Here is a 16,543-nt window from a genome sequence, read left to right as displayed (position 1 = left end):
TTGCATGAAGATGGTGGGAGCGGTATGGGGCGCTATCGCGCTCATCGCCGGCACCCTGTCGGCGGCGGTCGCCGCCTCGCCTTTTGCGCAGGAGACCGGTGCCACGAGTGTTCCTTATGGGTGGGTCGACTTCTGCAACCGCTATGCGGGTGAATGCGACGGCCCGGTCCTGGCTCCGTCCCCGGTCACGCTCACAGCCGCCACTCTTCGCGATCTCGAACAGGTGGACCGAAGCGTCAATGCCAGCGTCCAGTCGATCACCGACATGGAGCATTGGGGCGTGGTGGATCGGTGGGACTACCCACTCGACGGCAAGGGCGATTGCGAGGATTACGTGCTGCTCAAGCGCAAGGTGCTGATCAGCCACGGCCTACCGCGCCAGGCCTTGCTGGTGACGGTGGTCAAGGACCGTGCGGGCGAAGGTCACGCCGTGCTCACCGTCAAAACCACCAAGGCCGACTTCATCCTCGACAATATGAATGACAAGATCCTGCGCTGGGACGAAACCGGCTACCGCTTCGTCAAGCGGCAGTCCCAGGAGGATCAGAACCTATGGGTGGCGATCGGCGCGCCTCAGAGCGAGCCGTTGTTTACCGCCCGGTAAGGCGAACGGGTCAGCGATAGGCGCGGCCTCAGGAACGCCCCACCGCATGTCTCTCCAATCGTCTCGAGCCACCTGGATCAGGGTGCTTGTGGTCTTCATAAGCGCCCTGCTGGGGTGCAACGCGGGGCGCGCCCGCGACGCCGACTCCCCCACGACATCCGCCGCCACCGACGCGTTGGAGGTCCTGGCGGATCTGACCATGATCGACGGCACCTGCCGCGATCTCGTGGTCAATTTCGGGATCGGCTTTCGGTTCGCCGCGGCCCAAGGGGTCGCCGCAACCGCGATCCTGCCGGGCGGTGCCCGGCGAGCGGAGTTCGAGGCCGTCCTCCAGAACCGGCAGGGCAATTTCGGCCGCGATGACCTCTGCGGCCGGATGGCGCAGAATTACGCCGAGGCTTTGCCGGGCAGCGTCACGACCGGATACTATCGCTCGGCGGACGGAAAGCCGTAGCATCCGCGCCCTACGATTCTCGGTTCCCGCACCCGCGCCTTCAATATGCCGCCGGCAAACCATCCAGAAACGCGTGGGCTTCCGCCTGGATGGCGGCACGACGCTTGGGACCGAACCGTTCCAGGGTGCGATAGGCGTTCAGCAGGCGATGATTTCGGGACAGCGTTTCGGCATTGTCGATCAGGAAGGCCCAATACATAAAATTGAACGGACAGGCGCCCTCGCCGCTCTTCTTGTTCACGTCATAGGCGCAATCGCCACAATAATCCGACATGCGGTTGATGTAATTGCCGCCGGCCGCATAAGGCTTCGAGCTCATCAGGCCGCCGTCGGCGAACATCACCATGCCGTGGACATTGGGCAGTTCGACCCAGTCGTAGGCATCGGCATAGACGGCCAGATACCATTCCTCGATCTCGGCGGGCCGGATACCGGCCAGGAGCGCGAAATTGCCCGTCACCATCAGGCGCTGGATGTGATGCGCGTAGGCGTGCCGCCGCGTGTCGCCGATGGCTTGGCGCAAGCAGTTCATCTCCGTGTCCCCGGTCCAGTAGAAGGCCGGCAGGGGGCGCGTGGCGTTCAACGCATTGGTGGTCTCGTAGTCCGGCATCTTGAGCCAGTAGACGCCGCGGATGAATTCGCGCCAGCCGAGGATCTGCCGAATGAAGCCTTCGACGGCGTTGAGCGGGGCCAAGCCGGCTCGATAGGCATCCTCGGCCCGCCGGCACACTTCCTCGGCGGTCAGCAGGCCCGCGTTGAGGTAGGGCGAGATGACCCCGTGGAACAGGAACCCCTCCCCGGTCTTCATGGCATCCTGGTAGTCGCCGAAGACGGGCAGGCAATCGGTGATGAAATGGTCGAGCGCCGCACAAGCCTGCGCGCGGGTCACGGCCCAGCCGAACGGCTCCAGATCACCGAAATTGTTGCCGAACCGCCGGCGGACCATCTCGATGACGGTGCGCGTGGTTGCGTCCGGTTCGAAGCGGAGCCGCACCGGCACCGGCTGGTCGCCAGGAAGCGGCCGGCGATTGTCCGTGTCGAAATTCCATTTCTGGCCGACCGGTTCACCTGCTTCCATGAGGAGCCCGGTCGACTCCCGCATCGCACGATAGAAATATTCCATACGCAGACTTTTGCGGTCGGCGGCCCAGCGCGCGAAAGCGAAGCGCGTGCAGAAGAACCGGTCGTCGGCGCGGATCTCGACCGGCAAACCGAAGGCCGCCGACCAACCCTCGATCATGTCGAGCACACGCCACTCGCCCGGCTCGGTCACCACCACGGCATCTGGCCCGTGGCGCGCCACGGCACGGCCGAGTTCGCCCGTGAACGACCCCGTGTTGCCTGGCGCATGCAGCTCGACGTAGTCGACCGTCATGCCGCGTCCGCGCAACTCCTCCGCGAAGTGCCGCATGGCGGAGAACAGGAAGGCGATCTTCTGCGGATGATGCGGGACGTAGGAGGCCTCTTCGGTCACCTCGACCATCAGCACCGTTTCACCCGCGCGCCAGTCGGCAAGCGAGGACAGCCCGTGCGAGAGCTGATCGCCGAGAACGAACCGCAAGCTGCCCATCACACCGAACTCTCACCCGTGCCGCACCGACGCCACTATCGGGCAAAGACGCGCAGCGGACGATGCGGCGCGTTCTCTACGTGCGGGCGCGTTGCTTTTTTTCAGCTTTGCGCGGCCCGTCCGCGCGGGGTGTGCGTTCGCTTGTGCGCGGCGCTCGCTCCCGGCCCGATGGCGCACCAAGGCGTTCGATGCCGACGGCGCCGACGCCCGCCGAGCGGCGGATCGCCTCGGCAAAATGATCGGCGCGCCCGGGATGGATCTCGACCTTCGTCTCGCGATCGAAGATCCGGATGGCGCCGATATCCTGACGGTTGATGTCGCCACGACGGCACAACATCGGCAACAGGCGGCGCGGGTCGGCGTTGTTGGCCCGGCCGACATCGAGGCGGAACCAGACACCTTCCGTGCCTCCGCCCTCATGGCCGCCCTCGCGCGGGGCACGTTCCCCCCGCTCGGCGCGGGCCGGACGCGGATCGGCCCGGAAGCCAGGGTCGGACACGTCCTCGAGCGCCGGGAGATGGGAACGATAGAGGCGGATCAACGCGGCTGCCAGATCCTCAGCGGAACGCTCGCCGGCCAGAGCCGCGGCCAGTCCCGCATCCTCCTCATTGGCCGGTTCGGTGAGCAGCGGGTCCTGCAGGAGGCGCTGCTGATCGAGCGCGCGGATCTCCTCGACGGTGGGCGGACCGGACCAGGTCGGCTGCACGCCGGCCGCAACCAGCATGCCTTCGGCCCGCCGCAATTTGGCGCGCGGCACGAGCAGCACGCTGATGCCCTTGCGCCCCGCCCGACCGGTGCGACCGCTGCGATGCTGCAAAGCCTCGGCATCATGCGGGAGCTCGGCATGGATCACGAGCCCGAGACTCGGCAGGTCGATGCCGCGCGCCGCCACATCGGTGGCGATACAGACCCGCGCCCGCTTGTCCCGCAAGGCTTGCAGCGCATGGTTACGCTCACTCTGGCTGAGTTCGCCCGACAGTGACACGGCGGAAAAACCGCGTTCGAGCAGGCCGGCATGGAGGTGACGGACGGATTCTCGCGTGTTGCAGAACACGATGGCGCTCGGCGCATCGACGTAGCGCAAGAGGTTGACGACCGCATGTTCGACCTCATGCTGCATCACCCGGACGGCGCGGTATTCGATATCGGCATGCCCGCCGACCGCACCCGCCACGGCGATGCGCTGCGCGTTCTTCTGGTACCGCGAGGCGAGATGCGCGATCCCCTTCGGCAGCGTGGCCGAGAACATCAGCGTCCGGCGGGTGTCGGGTGTCGCATCCAAAATGAATTCGAGATCTTCGCGGAAGCCGAGGTCGAGCATCTCGTCGGCCTCGTCGAGCACGATGGCCCGCAAGGTCGCGAGATCGAGCCGCCCCCGTTCGAGGTGATCGCGCAGGCGCCCCGGTGTCCCGACCACGATGTGGGCGCCCGCATCGAGCGCACGAGCCTCACGGCGCGGGTCCATGCCGCCCACGCAGGCCGTCACCACCGCGCCGGTCTTGGCATAGAGCCATTGCAATTCGCGCTGGACCTGGAGGGCCAATTCACGCGTCGGTGCAACGATCAAGGCGAGCGGCGTTCCGGCCTTCTCAAACTGCCCCGCTTCGCCGAGCAGATCCGGGTGGATGGCAATCCCGAACGCGATCGTCTTGCCTGACCCGGTCTGCGCCGAGACGAGGAGATCCCGGCCAGCGGCCTGAGGTTCGAGCACGGCATTCTGTACGGCGGTGGGTTCGGCATAGCCGCGTTCAGCAAGGGCGTCGGCCAGCGGCGCACTGATCAGGGGAAATGGCACAGGCTAAATCTCAGGTCGGATCGCCGGAGCGGCGACGGGGCAGGCGCGGGTTCGCGCACATCCGGTGAAGGGTCCCTTTCTATCTCCTGAGCCTGGAAATCGCCACCCCGGATGCGAAGCGGCGTTCCACCGATCGGCGCGACTATTCCCATCCGGCCCAGCGGCCCTAAAACACGTTCACCAGGTCAACCGGAGCATCCGATCGGCGATCACAGTTCGCCGCCGCGGCTCCCGCAACACGAGGGTTCCATGTCAGAGCATTCCTATCGGCTTGTCGAAGTTGTCGGCTCGTCACCGGACGGAATCGACCAGGCCATCAAGAACGCCATCGAGGACGCGGCCAAGACCTTGCGGAACATCCATTGGTTTCAGGTCGTCGAGACGCGCGGCCATGTCGAGAATGGTAAGATCCAGCACTTCCAGGTCACTGTGAAGATCGGATTCACACTGGACGACCGCTGATCGTCGGCCTCCGGCTTGGTCAGGCATGCGAGCCCGACCAAGCCCAGACGTAGCCATCGACAAGCACATTGGGGATCTAAGGCATGGGAATTTTCTGGCAGCGCTCCCGGGCGGCAGGCGCGCTTCTGGCCGTTGGCCTGCTCTTGGCAGGGTGTGGCTACAATAATATTCCAACCAAGGAGGAGGCCGCAAAGGCAGCCTGGGCCGAGGTGCAGAACCAGTACCAGCGCCGGGCGGATCTGATCCCCAATCTCGTCAACACCGTGCAGGGCTACGCCAAGCAGGAGAAGGATGTGCTCATCGGCGTCACAGAGGCGCGCGCCAAGGCGACATCGGTGAAGATCGACGCATCCAATCTCGACGATCCCGAAAAGCTGAAGCAATTCACCGACGCCCAGAATCAATTGTCTGGTGCGCTCGGTCGCCTGCTGGCCGTCAGTGAGAATTATCCCGACCTGAAATCCAACCAGAATTTCTTGGCCCTGCAGTCGCAACTCGAAGGCACCGAAAACCGCATCGCAGTGGCGCGCCGCGACTACATTCAGCGGGTTCAGGACTTCAACCTGACGCTGCGCACCTTCCCGGACGTGATTTGGCAGACGCTGGTGTTCCACGACAAGCCGATGGCGACTTTCGCGGCCACGGAGGGCGCCGAGAAGCCGCCCGAGGTGAAGTTCTAGCGTCGGCGCCCGATGCGCCTCGCCCCTGCCGCCCGCTCGATGCCACGTGGCGTCACACTCTGGCTGACCATGATCGTGGCAGCCTGGGCGCTGGTGCTCACATCGAGCCTTCTCCACGCCGACGCCGCCTATCCGGCGCTCACGGGCCGCGTGGTCGACAAGGCGGGCGTGCTGCAACCTGACGCCGTGCAGCGGTTGGACGGGAAACTCAAGGATCTCGAAGACAAGTCGGGAATCCAGTTGGTGGTGGCCACGGTGCCGTCCCTTGAGGGGCAAGAGATCGAACCCTACGCCAACGGGCTCTTCCGGTTCTGGAAGCTCGGCGAGGCCAAGCAGAACAATGGAGTGTTGCTGCTCGTCGCGCCGAAAGAGCGGCGCGTGCGTATCGAGGTGGGATACGGTGAGGAAGGCACACTCACCGACGCGCTCTCGAAAGTCATCATCACCAATGCCATGGTGCCTCGGTTCAAGACCGGTGATTTCCAGGGTGGCATCGAGCGGGGCACCGATGACATCATCACGGTGCTCACGACCGATTCGTCCGAATGGCAGAAGCGGCCACGCCTGCGGGAAGACCAGGATTCGGGCAGCCTCGTCGAGACCCTGCTGCCCTTTCTGATCTTCGCCGTAATCGTCTTCGTGCTCTGGCGCTCGGCGCGAGGCCGCGGTGGCTCAGGGCAGTCGGGCGGCGGGCCCTGGATCCTGCCGCCGACGGGCGGGGGTTGGGGCGGCGGCGGAGGTTTCGGTGGAGGCGGAGGCTTCTCGGGCGGCGGTGGCTTTTCCGGCGGAGGCGGATCCTCCGGCGGCGGCGGCGCTTCGGGGAGCTGGTGAGATGATCGGACGCGACGACCACGCCCGCGTCTGCGACGCCATTCGCGATGCCGAACGTTCCGTCAGCGGCGAGTTCGTCTGCGTCCTAGCCCGCCGCGCCTCAAGCTACAGTTTCTACCCGCTGGCTTGGGCCGCGATCGTTGCCTTGGTGGTTCCGTGGATCCTGGTGGTTCTGACGCCCTGGTCCGTTCAGGACATCCTGCTGGCGCAACTCGCCAGCTTCCTGGCCGCCTTGGTGCTGCTCTCATGGCCGCCTATTCGCGGGCGGGTGGTGCCGAGACGGGTGCAGCGCGCCGCGGCCCACAGGGCAGCGGCCGAGCAGTTTCTGGTTCGCGGGCTTGCCCAGACCCCGCACCGTCGTGGCATCCTCCTCTATGTCGCGCTCGACGAGCACTATGCTCGCGTTCTCGCAGACTATGGAGCCGAATCGATCGTACCTGCCGAACATTGGCGGGAAGCCGTCAAGCTTCTGACCGACCATTCCGCCGACGGGCGTCATGCGGACGGATTTGTGGCCGCACTCCGGCATTGCGTCGCGACCCTCAAGATCGCCCTGCCGGTAGATGCGCAAGGCGACAAGGTGCTGCCCGACAAATTCTACGTCATCGACTGACGCTTCACGAAAAACGGCCCCGCCCTGTCTCGCTATGGGCATTCCTTGGCGACGCGGTCGAGCGCCTGTTGCACCCCGGACAGCGAGTAGGTGTCGGTGACGGTGCCGGACCTCGCCGACAAGAGCTTGACGACGAGGCGTGCGCCACGCCGCTTCAGGGTACCGACGAACTGGCCTTCTTCGGCCGCATTCTTGACGAAGGCATTCTGGCCTTTCGCCACAAGATCGTAACCAGTGCTGCCGATCTCGGCCTTGGCGCCAGCCGCGCCCTCCTTCAGCGGCACGCCCGTCATGATCGACACTTCGTTATGCACGCCCTCGCCAGGCCGATTCGAAATGAAGATGTAGGCCGCATCCTTCTTCATCGAGGCCGGCGCGCGCGCGCTGGGCTGCCCGAGGGCGTAGCACACCTTCGACTTCGGACCTTGGGACACATAGACCCCCCAGTCGCCGAATGTACCGACGAGCGTCGGCTTCGCTGAGACGGGTGCCGTCGCGGCCGCCTTGCGCCTTGAGGCGGTCTTGATCACGGTATGCCCGCTGTTCGCAGCCGCCTTTTTGAGAGCAGCGGCGCCCTGCCCTTGCGCGAAGGCTGAGGACGTGGCGCCGGTAGCGATCAAGGGCGCCAGCACCACGAGGGCGCAGGTCAAGGTCGAGCCCGGTCGGCAAAGGCGAAACTGTTTGATCATACGCTTCATTGATTGTGCGGCTCCGAGACCCGGCTTGCCGGTTGAGGATGGGCCGGAATGTCTCCGTTCACGTGCGACACCGACGAACTCCACCGCAGGACAGCGGCGGTTCGGCGTGGCCCGATCAGAATGCGTGCTTCACCCCTCACCATTGCCGCTTGTTTGCTTAACGGCGACCTAACAAGAGCCAGTCGAAGTCGGCGAAATTCGGACGATCGCCGCCGCGCGGTGGCGCATGTCCGTCAGTTTCCGCCGGTCGAGCATCAAAGTGACCCCACTTTGTCGCGCCGCAGCGTCTCCAACAATCGGTTCGAGGCGGTTTCGAGCTCGTCCTGGAGTTTCGCCTGAAAAGCGCTCTTGTCGAGCCCCGGTCCGATCGGCTCCAGGATTTCGACCACGAGGGTTCCGGGATAGCGAATGAAACTGCGGCGGGGCCAGAAGACACCCGAGTTCAGCGCGACCGGCAGGCACGTCGCGCCCGTCGCGGCATAGAGATGGGCAACGCCGGATTTGTAGATCGGCTCTGCCCCCGGAGGACGGCGCGTTCCCTCCGGGAAAATGATCAATTGCTGGCCCTTGGCCAGCACCTCGCGGACACGCTCGTTCAACATCCCCATCACCTGACGGCCTTTGGATCGATCGATCGCGATCATGCCGCCGCGGAGCATCAGAGGCCCGAAGAGCGGGATCCAGGCCAATTCCTGCTTCATCACATAGGTGAAGCTGGGCGCAAGCGGCAGCAAAGTCAGGATATCCAGGAACGACTGGTGCTTGGCCGCTATGATCAGCCCACCAGACGGGACGCGATCAAGCCCACGATAGACTAGGCGGACGCCGCAGATCGCGGCCAACAGCCCGATCGACAAACGACCCCAAAGGCGCGCGTAGGCCTTGACGGTCCGCTCTGGCGCCAGCAGCAGCGGAATGCCAACCACCAGCATCACGACCAGCAGACCGTAGAACAACAGGTTGAAAAGGGCGGAACGCAAGAACAGCATGCCGCCTTCTGCCTGAACCTTTCCACGAAGGAAAGCGCGCGGCCGCCCGTCGCGGGCTACATCACGACGACGCGCGTGCCGACACGGACACGATTGTAGAGGTCACTGACATCGTCGTTGGTGAGACGAATGCAGCCCGACGACACGTTGGTGCCGATGGTTTCCGGTTCGTTGGTGCCATGGATCCGGTAGAGGGATGAGCCGAGATACATGGCGCGGGCACCAAGCGGATTGGCAATGCCGCCGTCCATATGAGGGGGCAAGTCCGGGCGGCGCAGCACCATCTCCGGCGGCGGCGTCCAGTCCGGCCACTCAGCCTTGCGGCTGATCGTCTTGACGCCGTGCCAGAGAAAGCCGGGCCGACCGACGCCGATGCCGTAACGGAGGGCCTGACCGGGGGACTCGACCAGGTACAGGAACTTGTTCGTCGTATCGACGACGATCGTTCCCGGGGGTTGTCCGCCCTCGAAGGCGACTTCCTGGCGCTGATAGACGGGGTCGATGGCCCGGGCCGGGCGTGGATCGTAGGACGCCGTATAGGCACCCGCCGGTGGCCCCGATGGCGCGTAGACGGCGGCCTGCGGCCTCGGCGCAACTGACACATGCTGCGCCGATGCGTCACCCGAAGTCGCGCCGTTCATCATGAACTCGATCAGCCCGCCCCCATAGGCTCCTCGGGGCGCCGCGGAGGCATAGCGTGGCAGTGGACGCCGCGGTTGCGGCCGCGATGCCACTGAGAAATCCTGCGGACCGTATCCCGGGACGACCTGCGGCTGCGGATCGTAGGGACCGGCCTGAGCCGCCGCGACCATTCGGACCGTAGCGACGAACGCCAGCGCCGCCCATGAAACACTACGCCGCATGATCTTCACCCGCCAATGCCGGCACGAGGCCGGAAGATACACGTCTTCAAAACGCAGTATAACGCGTCAAATGCGAGTGTGTGGCGCAAGTTTTTATTCTGGTTATTGAATGATTACACCTTTGATTTCACGAAATTCCTTCGAGACATGCTTAAGGGTTCGTTGTCCGCAGGCTTTGTTTAGGCATGTCTGGCAAGATTTCGCGGACGCAATTGCGTTCGCAATCCGCAAAGGTCGGTCCCATAGGCCACGGCCAGATAGGCGGCCACACCTGCGAGGACCTGGAACGTCAGGGTGGCGGCGCCGGGATCACCATCGGGAAGTGCCCGGCAGGCGACGATCATCGTGGCTGTGGCGGTGAGGCAGGCGACGAGATCACGCCTGCGGGGCCAGACGGGGCCGACCGCCATCGCCCAGGTGCCGAGCAGCACCAGCGCGAGCCCGAGAACGCCTGCCTGGATCTTCGCATAGAACGCCGCATCGGCAGCGCCTGGCAGAAGAGCCGGCAACATCAGGTTCGCGAGGCTGGCCACGGCCGCGACGGCAATCAAAGGCGCGGTCCGTTTGCCGATCTGGAACAGCGGCTGTACGGCGAAAAAGATCATGCCGTAGCAGAACAGGCCCGGCAGCAGCAGGCGGAGATACAGCGCGAAGGGTCCCCGGAACTCCGGCGGCACCACCACCTGTTCGAAGCTCGGCATCACCAGCCAGAGCCCGACACAAGCCGGCAGGAGAACCGCAAAGACGATGCCGATATTTCTCCCGATCTGCTGCCTCGCGTGCGGTGCGCCATGCATCTCGTCCGCCCGAACGGCGATCTGGAACAGCAGGACGTCGAGCGCGGAGCCGACGGCCGAAATCACCCGGGCACCGATGTCGTAGGCCAGCGAGAACTGACCCGACGCCGCGAAACCTTGCGCATGGGCGATCAGCAGACGATCCGCAAGTGGAATGGTCTGGTAGAGGATATTCGCCATCACGACCGGCACGGCATAGCGCAGGAGCGTCCGCACGAGCTTGACATCGACAAGCCGGACGGAGCCGGAGCGGTGCCACAAGGCACGCCGGATCGTGAAAGACCCTCCGACCATGCTGAGGCAGAGGCCGAGCATCGCCATGGCGGCCGAGCCGAAATACAGAGCACCACCGAGCGTGATCACGGCCGAAAGGAGGTTCTTGCTGAGGATGAGTTGCGCGTAGGCGCGGTCAAGAAAGCGAGCCCGGATCAGCGCGGTCCAGTAGTCGAAGGCGCCATTGACGACCGCGGTCGCGACCGCGAGACCGATGAGCAGGCGAGACAGCGGCAAAGCCACGCCGGAGACCACGACAAGGAGCGCGCCCGCGACGACCACGCTCACGACGGCCGCGAGAGCCGCGTCGATGGTCGAGCGAAGCTTCGGCTCCTCGTCGGCGACGCGCTGCGAATAGAACCGGACTGCCGCGACGCGGGCCCAGTCGAAAGCCGCGGTCTGCACGCCGACCGCGATCGCCACGGCGAGCGCGAAACGGCCGTATTGGTCCGGTCCGAGGAACCGCGCCAGCAGCAGCCCGATGACGAAGTTAAAGGCCGTATTGCTGAAGAAGGACAGAAGCACGAACATGGCGCCGGGCCGGGTCCCGATGGCCCCTGCCCTCATCTCCTTCGGGTCAGCCGGCCACCCTGCTGCGGCAGGCCGATTTGCATTTCAGGCGCGGAGGTTCGACGCTGAGCGGCTCCCCCAGCGTTGGAAACATCATTCGAGTCGACCGCGCAAGTCCACTCAGGCGGCTTTGACGCGCACCGGTAACAGGTCCCGCACGGGGCCGGGCTTCAGGGCTAGGGCCGCCGCTGCGTAGGATCCACCGCCGATCAGAACCGCGCATCCCAGTCGAAGGGCGGCCGGGTAGTCGGCCAGGAGCGCGAGAGCGGCGCTGACCGCGACCGTCATGGCGGCGCACATCAGCCCGATGCGGGCGAGGTCGGCGCGGTGCGGGACGATCGGAAGGAGACGGACCGCCTGCACCATACTGACCGCAAGCGCGAGGCCGGATTGAACCAGGAGGCCGATGACGCAGCCGACACCGCCGATGCGGGAGGCGAGGAAACCGGAAAGAACGACCCCGATGAGCATCACGGGCAGAACCATCAGGGTATTGCCCCAGATCGCCTTGCGCATATGCAGCACCTGATCGAAGACGAACGTCTTGAAGCCGATCATCAAGCCCGCCATGGCTCCCAACGGAATGATGAAGCGGGCCGGCCCCACATAGGCCGGGGTGAGAAACGTCGCCGCAAGCGGCTCCGCGACAAGCGCCAGTCCGATGGCGGCGGGGCACGTCAACAGGGCCATGATGGACAGGAGATCGCCCATGCGCTCGCCGGCGGCTTTCGGGCCTTCGGTTTCGAAAGTGGCCATCAATTCGGGAAAGGTGCGGACGTTGACGACCGAAAACAGGAACTCGAGTGGCTGACGCGCCAGCATGACGGACGCCGCATAGGTGGCCAGCGCGGCTGGTCCCGCGAAGGTTTCGATCACAAATCGGTCGGATGACCCCAGCATCACACTGACCGCGGTGCCGGCCAGGAGAGGAAGAATGTAGTTGACCCGATCCGGCGCCCAATGGAGTGGACGACGAAATCCGAGGCCCCGGAAGGCTTGGCTGAGGCCGATGACCGCTGCGAGCGCAGCCGCGACATTCATTGCGGCCATCAGGGGCGCATAGTGGGTCGTGGTCCCGCTCCAGGCGAGGCCCATGACACCGGCAAAACCACCGATCGTCCGCACGGCTTCGACCACAAAGAAGGGCAGTTTCTGGCCGCGCACGGACAGCACCGTCAAAGTGAGTCGCGTCGTGCCATTGGTGATCAGATAGGCAGCGAGGCAGAGAAAGAACGGCAAGGCGTCGACATGCTGCCAACACGCCGTCACGGCGGCGGCAGGCAGCGCGATCCCAAGCGTCACGGCGAGGAATTGGAGGACGCTGCGCCCGGCCTCTTCGGCCAACGTGTCACGGCTCTGGCCCGCACCGAAGCGGGCAAGGACCACCCGGATCCAGTTGCAGCACAGCGCATCCAACGCGTCACCAAGAGTGACGAGGAGCACGAAGGTGCCAAATTCCGCAGGCGCGATCAGGCGCGTCAACAGCGTCACCTGCAGCAACGTCACGAGCCGCGGGATGATGACGGCAGGCGCGTAACTGATCAGTCCTCGTGCGAGGGCCATGTGACAAGCGCCTCCCATCGACGCAGCATTGTCGTGCCAGACGGCCGGGACGACGCCCCTGCCTGCCCTGACATTAACCGGCGACCCTGAACGAAGCCTCATGCCGCAGGACCAAAAATCGGCGGTCCGTTTGAGGAAGTGTTTACTTCATCATCCCTTGGATGGATCTACCCAGCGTCTCAGGCGATCGAGGCGACATCCTCCGCTTCCGCTCTGTCGGCCCAGGCGTCGACCTGAAGGGGCAACCGACCGCGCGGGACGAGACACTGCTCGAAGAGCGGAAGAAGCGTGCCGGCTTCGAGCCGCGCCGCCAAGGCAGACGCCATCGCTTCGCCTCTCGGCTGCTCCCGCGAAAGCTCGCCCGCGATCGCGTCTGCGAGCGCACGACCGTCACCTGGGGAGAGGACTTTGGCCACGCCTTCGAGCCAAGTGGCGAGTTCGCTTCCCGGCTCAGCCGTGACGACCAGCGGCCTGCCGCTCGCCAGAATCGGGCCGAGTTTGGAGGGAAACACCAGATCGCTGGCCGCACGCTCCTGTGGCACCACATGAAGATCCGCCGCAGCCAGAAGCCCGGCCAGACGTTCGGCAGGCTGAAGGCCAATCAGCGTGAGATTCGGCAGGCTTACAGCCGCCGCCCGCAGCACGGAGGCCATCGGACCGTCACCCGCCACGACGATGTGAATGCCGGGCTTTGCACGCAAGTGGCGGGCGGCCTCGATGAGAACCGAGAGACCCTGCTTGGCTCCCAAATTTCCTGAATAGAGGACGATGCGTCCCTCCGGTGGCACACCCGCCATCGCGTGGAGCTCCGACCGCATGGGATCGCATGGTCCATCCATCCCGCTGATCCAGTTCCTCAGCACCATCACGGGCTGCGGCGCGCCGCCTTTATGGCTTAGCCGAGACGCCATAGCGTCAGAGATCGTCACGATCTGATCGAAGTGACGAAGTATGGCGCGCTCACACATGTGAGCAACGCCGCGCAGCAACGGTTTCGAGAGGTAGCCGGTCGCAAAAGCGGCGTCGATTTCCAGGTCCTGCACATGAAGCACCGTGCGTGCGGCGACTAGCCTTGCCGCCAGCAAGGCGGCGGGCGCGGCGAACAGCGTGGGTTCGACACACAGGACCGTGTCCGGCCGAACCCGAAGGATACGCCAGATCACGATGGGTGCCGCGGTGAGCGCGAAGGAGAGCGGAGCCACGAGGCGCCAGATCTTGGCGCCCCGCCTTGCCAAAATGGGGCAGCGTGTAATGCTGACCCCATCCTCCTGCCCCGTCTCCCAACGCCATGGCTTCGGCGACAGAACCCGCCACCCCGGGTAGTGCGGCAGTGCCGCGATCACTTCCACCCGATGGCCGCGCGACACGAGAAACTGCGCGAGTTGAGTGGTGTATTTCCCGACGCCGATGAGCTCCGGCGCATAGTTCATGCCCTGGATGACGATCCGCCGCTGGTGCGTATCCGGTGCCCCACGGGGCCGGAATAAGCTTCGGAACACTCCGTATACCCTAGGGGTGATCAGCATTTTACCCACGCTTACTATGCGATCGTAGTAAAGAGTTGCTTATGCCCTAACGTCCGTCAAGCTTGTCTCGGGACCTCGGCGGGACGCAGTGGGGAGAATCCGGCGGGAACGATCGTCCACGTCACACATTTTGTGAGGAGCACAGACCGGAGAGGATCTATGAGCCTGCATTCGATCGGTTTTGGCGACGGACTGGCCGTTCCGGCTCTTGGGCAGGGCACGTGGAAGATGGGAGAGCAGCCAGCGCGCAACCAGGAGGAAACAGCGGCCATCCGGGGTGGTGTCGAGCGCGGCCTCACAGTCATCGATACGGCGGAAATGTATGGAGACGGCGCAACCGAGAGCTTTTTAGGCCATGCCCTGAAGGGCCTGCGGGATCAGGTTACCCTGATCAGCAAGGTGTATCCGCATCATGCGGAGGGGGTGAGCCTTGATCGGGCCTGCGAAGGAAGCCTCAGGCGGCTCAAAACGGATCGGCTCGACCTCTATCTGCTGCATTGGCGCGGCCACGTTCCACTGCGGGCGACAGTCGAGGGACTGGAGCGGCTGAAAGACGCTGGAAAAATCCGCGCCTGGGGTGTCAGCAATTTCGATCTCGACGAAATGGTCGAATTGGACCAGATCGGAACAGACTGCCGGACAAACCAGGTGCTCTACAACCTGAGCCGCCGGGGTCCGGAATTCGACCTTCTGCCTTGGATGCGGACCAACGCCATGCCGGTCATGGCCTACAACCGCTGGAACAGGGACGCTTGTCTGGACACGCAGGTCTGTCGAGGGTTGCCGAACGCCACGGCGTCTCGCCGTTACAAATCGCGCTGGCCTGGGTTCTCGCGCAACCCGGCGTCCTCGCCGTCGCCAAAGCAGGCACGCTCGAACACGTTGAGGCAAATCGCAATGCGGCCGACATCACTTTGTCGCCGGAAGATCTCTCGGACCTGGATCGGACCTTTCCTCCACCGTCCCGCAAGGTTCCGCTCGAGATGCTTTAGGGGCCCCTCTCCAAAAGACTCAGGCGCTTGCCTCGACAGCATCGCCGGCTAGCGCTTCGATCTGAGCCAGGAGACGTGAGAAGTCGACGGGTTTTGGATGATAGTCGTTGCAGCCAGCCGCGATCGCCTTTTCACGATCTCCGGACATCGCATGAGCCGTCAGTGCGATGATCGGGATCTTGGTGGTGGTCGGATTGGCCTTGATCACACCCGCCGCCGTCCAGCCGTCCAAGACGGGCAAATTCATGTCGAGAAGAACGATATCCGGCGCGTCGGACTGCGCCTTGTCGACGCCTTGCTGACCATCGGTCGCCAACACGACCTCGTAGCCGCGCCGCTTCAGACGCCGGGACAGGAAATCCCAGATTTCTTCATGATCTTCGACGAGAAGAATCTTCATCACTCGGTTCTCCCATTCGAAGCCGCACCTGCATTCGGCCCCGGCCGAGTTGCGCGATCCGAACCACACAGGTCCGCCCGGTCCCTGTTTCCACGTTCTGATCCGGAACCCCGCTTTAAGCAAGACATGCGCCGGATCTCTCCTATCTCATCCGGCCCAGAACGATCTAGCGCCGACCATGGGTAAATAGGGAGGCGATTCCCCGCCGACATCCCCTTCCAGTCAAAACAAGCCGCGAGGCTCGCGCTCGGTGAAGCGGCATGGGCCCGCATCATGCGCCAGATCTTGACATTCACCCCTGGCGGGGTAAAAGCGCCGCCAGCGGATGCGCGGGATAGCCGGGCAGACAATTCTTTTTGTTGGATCGCGTTCCCGGTCGGCACGTTGGCTGGCTGACTGAATTACAGGATCAATCACTATGGCCAAGGCCGCCACGATCAAGATCAAGCTTCTTTCCACCGCGGATACGGGCTTTTTCTACGTTACGGAAAAGAATGCGCGGACCAAGACCGACAAGCTGGCGTTCAAGAAGTATGACCCTGTCGCCCGGAAGCATGTCGAGTTCAAGGAAACGAAGATCAAGTGATCTTCGGGCCGGGCCTCGCCCGGTCCAGACAAAAGACCACCAAAAAAGCCGCCCGAGGAGGGCGGCTTTTTTGGTGGCCGGTTGGAAGAGGCGTATGAGGAGGCCACTCCCGCCTCTTCCAAACCGGCCGACCCCACGGACCCAGGAGATGCGGCGGACCTGAGCACTCCGTAGGGTATTCTTGATCCGGATCACGGGCGGCCCGATCGTCGATGCCGTTCCCTGATGCGCTCCGAACCGAGGGCAATCTATCCTGTCCGATCGAATTTGCAATCGA

16 protein-coding genes and 1 pseudogene are annotated in these 16,543 nt (G+C 64.3%); 8 read left to right on the top strand and 9 right to left on the bottom strand.

Annotated elements, in window-relative coordinates:
- The first annotated feature begins 4 nt into the window (after positions 1-4).
- Positions 5-604, top strand: coding sequence for a transglutaminase-like cysteine peptidase (locus M8523_RS08435; protein WP_282584396.1), 600 nt, complete (start codon positions 5-7; stop codon positions 602-604).
- Positions 605-650: 46 nt separating this feature from the next.
- Positions 651-1,058, top strand: a complete 408-nt coding sequence (locus M8523_RS08430; protein WP_282584395.1) for a hypothetical protein — start codon at positions 651-653, stop codon at positions 1,056-1,058.
- A 40-nt stretch (positions 1,059-1,098) separates the two neighbouring features.
- Here M8523_RS08430 and M8523_RS08425 read toward each other — a convergent pair whose 3' ends face one another.
- Positions 1,099-2,628, bottom strand: coding sequence for a cryptochrome/photolyase family protein (locus tag M8523_RS08425; protein WP_282584394.1), 1,530 nt, complete (start codon positions 2,626-2,628; stop codon positions 1,099-1,101).
- Between the two features lie 76 nt (positions 2,629-2,704).
- The gene (locus M8523_RS08420) at positions 2,705-4,423 is read right to left on the bottom strand and encodes a DEAD/DEAH box helicase (RefSeq protein WP_282584393.1); all 1,719 of its coding nucleotides are present in this window, start codon (positions 4,421-4,423) and stop codon (positions 2,705-2,707) included.
- A gap of 249 nt (positions 4,424-4,672) precedes the next feature.
- Here M8523_RS08420 and M8523_RS08415 point away from each other — a divergent pair, with 249 nt between their 5' ends.
- From M8523_RS08415 to M8523_RS08400, 4 genes are all read left to right on the top strand, one after another.
- On the top strand, positions 4,673-4,885 hold the full coding sequence (locus M8523_RS08415; RefSeq protein WP_282584392.1) for a dodecin: 213 nt from the start codon (positions 4,673-4,675) through the stop codon (positions 4,883-4,885).
- Between the two features lie 83 nt (positions 4,886-4,968).
- The gene (locus M8523_RS08410; RefSeq protein WP_282584391.1) at positions 4,969-5,565 is read left to right on the top strand and encodes a LemA family protein; all 597 of its coding nucleotides are present in this window, start codon (positions 4,969-4,971) and stop codon (positions 5,563-5,565) included.
- 12 nt (positions 5,566-5,577) lie between these two features.
- On the top strand, positions 5,578-6,396 hold the full coding sequence (locus M8523_RS08405) for a TPM domain-containing protein (protein WP_428350105.1): 819 nt from the start codon (positions 5,578-5,580) through the stop codon (positions 6,394-6,396).
- A gap of 1 nt (position 6,397) precedes the next feature.
- Complete coding sequence (locus tag M8523_RS08400) at positions 6,398-7,009, top strand: TPM domain-containing protein (protein ID WP_282584390.1); 612 nt, start codon at positions 6,398-6,400, stop codon at positions 7,007-7,009.
- Between the two features lie 32 nt (positions 7,010-7,041).
- Here M8523_RS08400 and M8523_RS08395 read toward each other — a convergent pair whose 3' ends face one another.
- From M8523_RS08395 to M8523_RS08370, 6 genes are all read right to left on the bottom strand, one after another.
- Entirely contained in the window at positions 7,042-7,707 is a 666-nt protein-coding gene (locus M8523_RS08395; protein ID WP_282584389.1) for an invasion associated locus B family protein, read from the bottom strand.
- 254 nt (positions 7,708-7,961) lie between these two features.
- Positions 7,962-8,696, bottom strand: coding sequence for a lysophospholipid acyltransferase family protein (locus M8523_RS08390; protein ID WP_282584388.1), 735 nt, complete (start codon positions 8,694-8,696; stop codon positions 7,962-7,964).
- A 56-nt stretch (positions 8,697-8,752) separates the two neighbouring features.
- On the bottom strand, positions 8,753-9,559 hold the full coding sequence (locus M8523_RS08385; RefSeq protein ID WP_282584387.1) for a L,D-transpeptidase: 807 nt from the start codon (positions 9,557-9,559) through the stop codon (positions 8,753-8,755).
- Positions 9,560-9,738: 179 nt separating this feature from the next.
- Positions 9,739-11,196, bottom strand: a complete 1,458-nt coding sequence (locus tag M8523_RS08380; RefSeq protein ID WP_282584386.1) for a lipopolysaccharide biosynthesis protein — start codon at positions 11,194-11,196, stop codon at positions 9,739-9,741.
- A gap of 123 nt (positions 11,197-11,319) precedes the next feature.
- A complete protein-coding gene (locus M8523_RS08375; RefSeq protein ID WP_282584385.1) occupies positions 11,320-12,762 on the bottom strand; it encodes a lipopolysaccharide biosynthesis protein in 1,443 nt (480 codons plus the stop codon).
- 179 nt (positions 12,763-12,941) lie between these two features.
- Positions 12,942-14,261 carry a WcaI family glycosyltransferase gene (locus tag M8523_RS08370; protein ID WP_282584384.1) on the bottom strand — a complete coding sequence of 440 codons (1,320 nt, stop codon included), beginning with the start codon at positions 14,259-14,261 and terminating at the stop codon, positions 12,942-12,944.
- Between the two features lie 186 nt (positions 14,262-14,447).
- Between M8523_RS08370 and M8523_RS08365 the strand changes: the two are divergent.
- A pseudogene (locus M8523_RS08365) lies at positions 14,448-15,280 on the top strand (aldo/keto reductase).
- Positions 15,281-15,299: 19 nt separating this feature from the next.
- Here the strand turns inward: M8523_RS08365 and M8523_RS08360 are convergent.
- Entirely contained in the window at positions 15,300-15,680 is a 381-nt protein-coding gene (locus tag M8523_RS08360) for a response regulator (protein WP_428350101.1), read from the bottom strand.
- A 418-nt stretch (positions 15,681-16,098) separates the two neighbouring features.
- Between M8523_RS08360 and rpmG the strand changes: the two genes are divergently transcribed.
- Complete coding sequence (rpmG, locus tag M8523_RS08355) at positions 16,099-16,266, top strand: 50S ribosomal protein L33 (RefSeq protein WP_282584382.1); 168 nt, start codon at positions 16,099-16,101, stop codon at positions 16,264-16,266.
- Positions 16,267-16,543 lie beyond the last annotated feature (277 nt).

Origin of the sequence: Lichenifustis flavocetrariae, assembly GCF_026130545.1 — a bacterium.
GTDB lineage: Bacteria > Pseudomonadota > Alphaproteobacteria > Rhizobiales > Beijerinckiaceae > Lichenihabitans > Lichenihabitans flavocetrariae.
This window is presented reverse-complemented; position numbering and strand designations above follow the sequence as displayed.

Coding starts and splice junctions, on each gene's coding strand:
- M8523_RS08405 (WP_428350105.1), top strand. CDS start 5,578: ATGCGCCTCGCCCCTGCCGCCCGCTCGATGCCACGTGGCGTCACACTC.
- M8523_RS08400 (WP_282584390.1), top strand. CDS start 6,398: ATGATCGGACGCGACGACCACGCCCGCGTCTGCGACGCCATTCGCGAT.
- M8523_RS08410 (WP_282584391.1), top strand. CDS start 4,969: ATGGGAATTTTCTGGCAGCGCTCCCGGGCGGCAGGCGCGCTTCTGGCC.
- M8523_RS08425 (WP_282584394.1), bottom strand. CDS start 2,628: ATGGGCAGCTTGCGGTTCGTTCTCGGCGATCAGCTCTCGCACGGGCTG.
- M8523_RS08375 (WP_282584385.1), bottom strand. CDS start 12,762: ATGGCCCTCGCACGAGGACTGATCAGTTACGCGCCTGCCGTCATCATC.
- M8523_RS08390 (WP_282584388.1), bottom strand. CDS start 8,696: ATGCTGTTCTTGCGTTCCGCCCTTTTCAACCTGTTGTTCTACGGTCTG.
- M8523_RS08360 (WP_428350101.1), bottom strand. CDS start 15,680: ATGAAGATTCTTCTCGTCGAAGATCATGAAGAAATCTGGGATTTCCTG.
- M8523_RS08385 (WP_282584387.1), bottom strand. CDS start 9,559: ATGCGGCGTAGTGTTTCATGGGCGGCGCTGGCGTTCGTCGCTACGGTC.
- M8523_RS08380 (WP_282584386.1), bottom strand. CDS start 11,196: ATGAGGGCAGGGGCCATCGGGACCCGGCCCGGCGCCATGTTCGTGCTT.
- M8523_RS08395 (WP_282584389.1), bottom strand. CDS start 7,707: ATGAAGCGTATGATCAAACAGTTTCGCCTTTGCCGACCGGGCTCGACC.
- M8523_RS08435 (WP_282584396.1), top strand. CDS start 5: ATGAAGATGGTGGGAGCGGTATGGGGCGCTATCGCGCTCATCGCCGGC.
- rpmG (WP_282584382.1), top strand. CDS start 16,099: ATGGCCAAGGCCGCCACGATCAAGATCAAGCTTCTTTCCACCGCGGAT.
- M8523_RS08415 (WP_282584392.1), top strand. CDS start 4,673: ATGTCAGAGCATTCCTATCGGCTTGTCGAAGTTGTCGGCTCGTCACCG.
- M8523_RS08430 (WP_282584395.1), top strand. CDS start 651: ATGTCTCTCCAATCGTCTCGAGCCACCTGGATCAGGGTGCTTGTGGTC.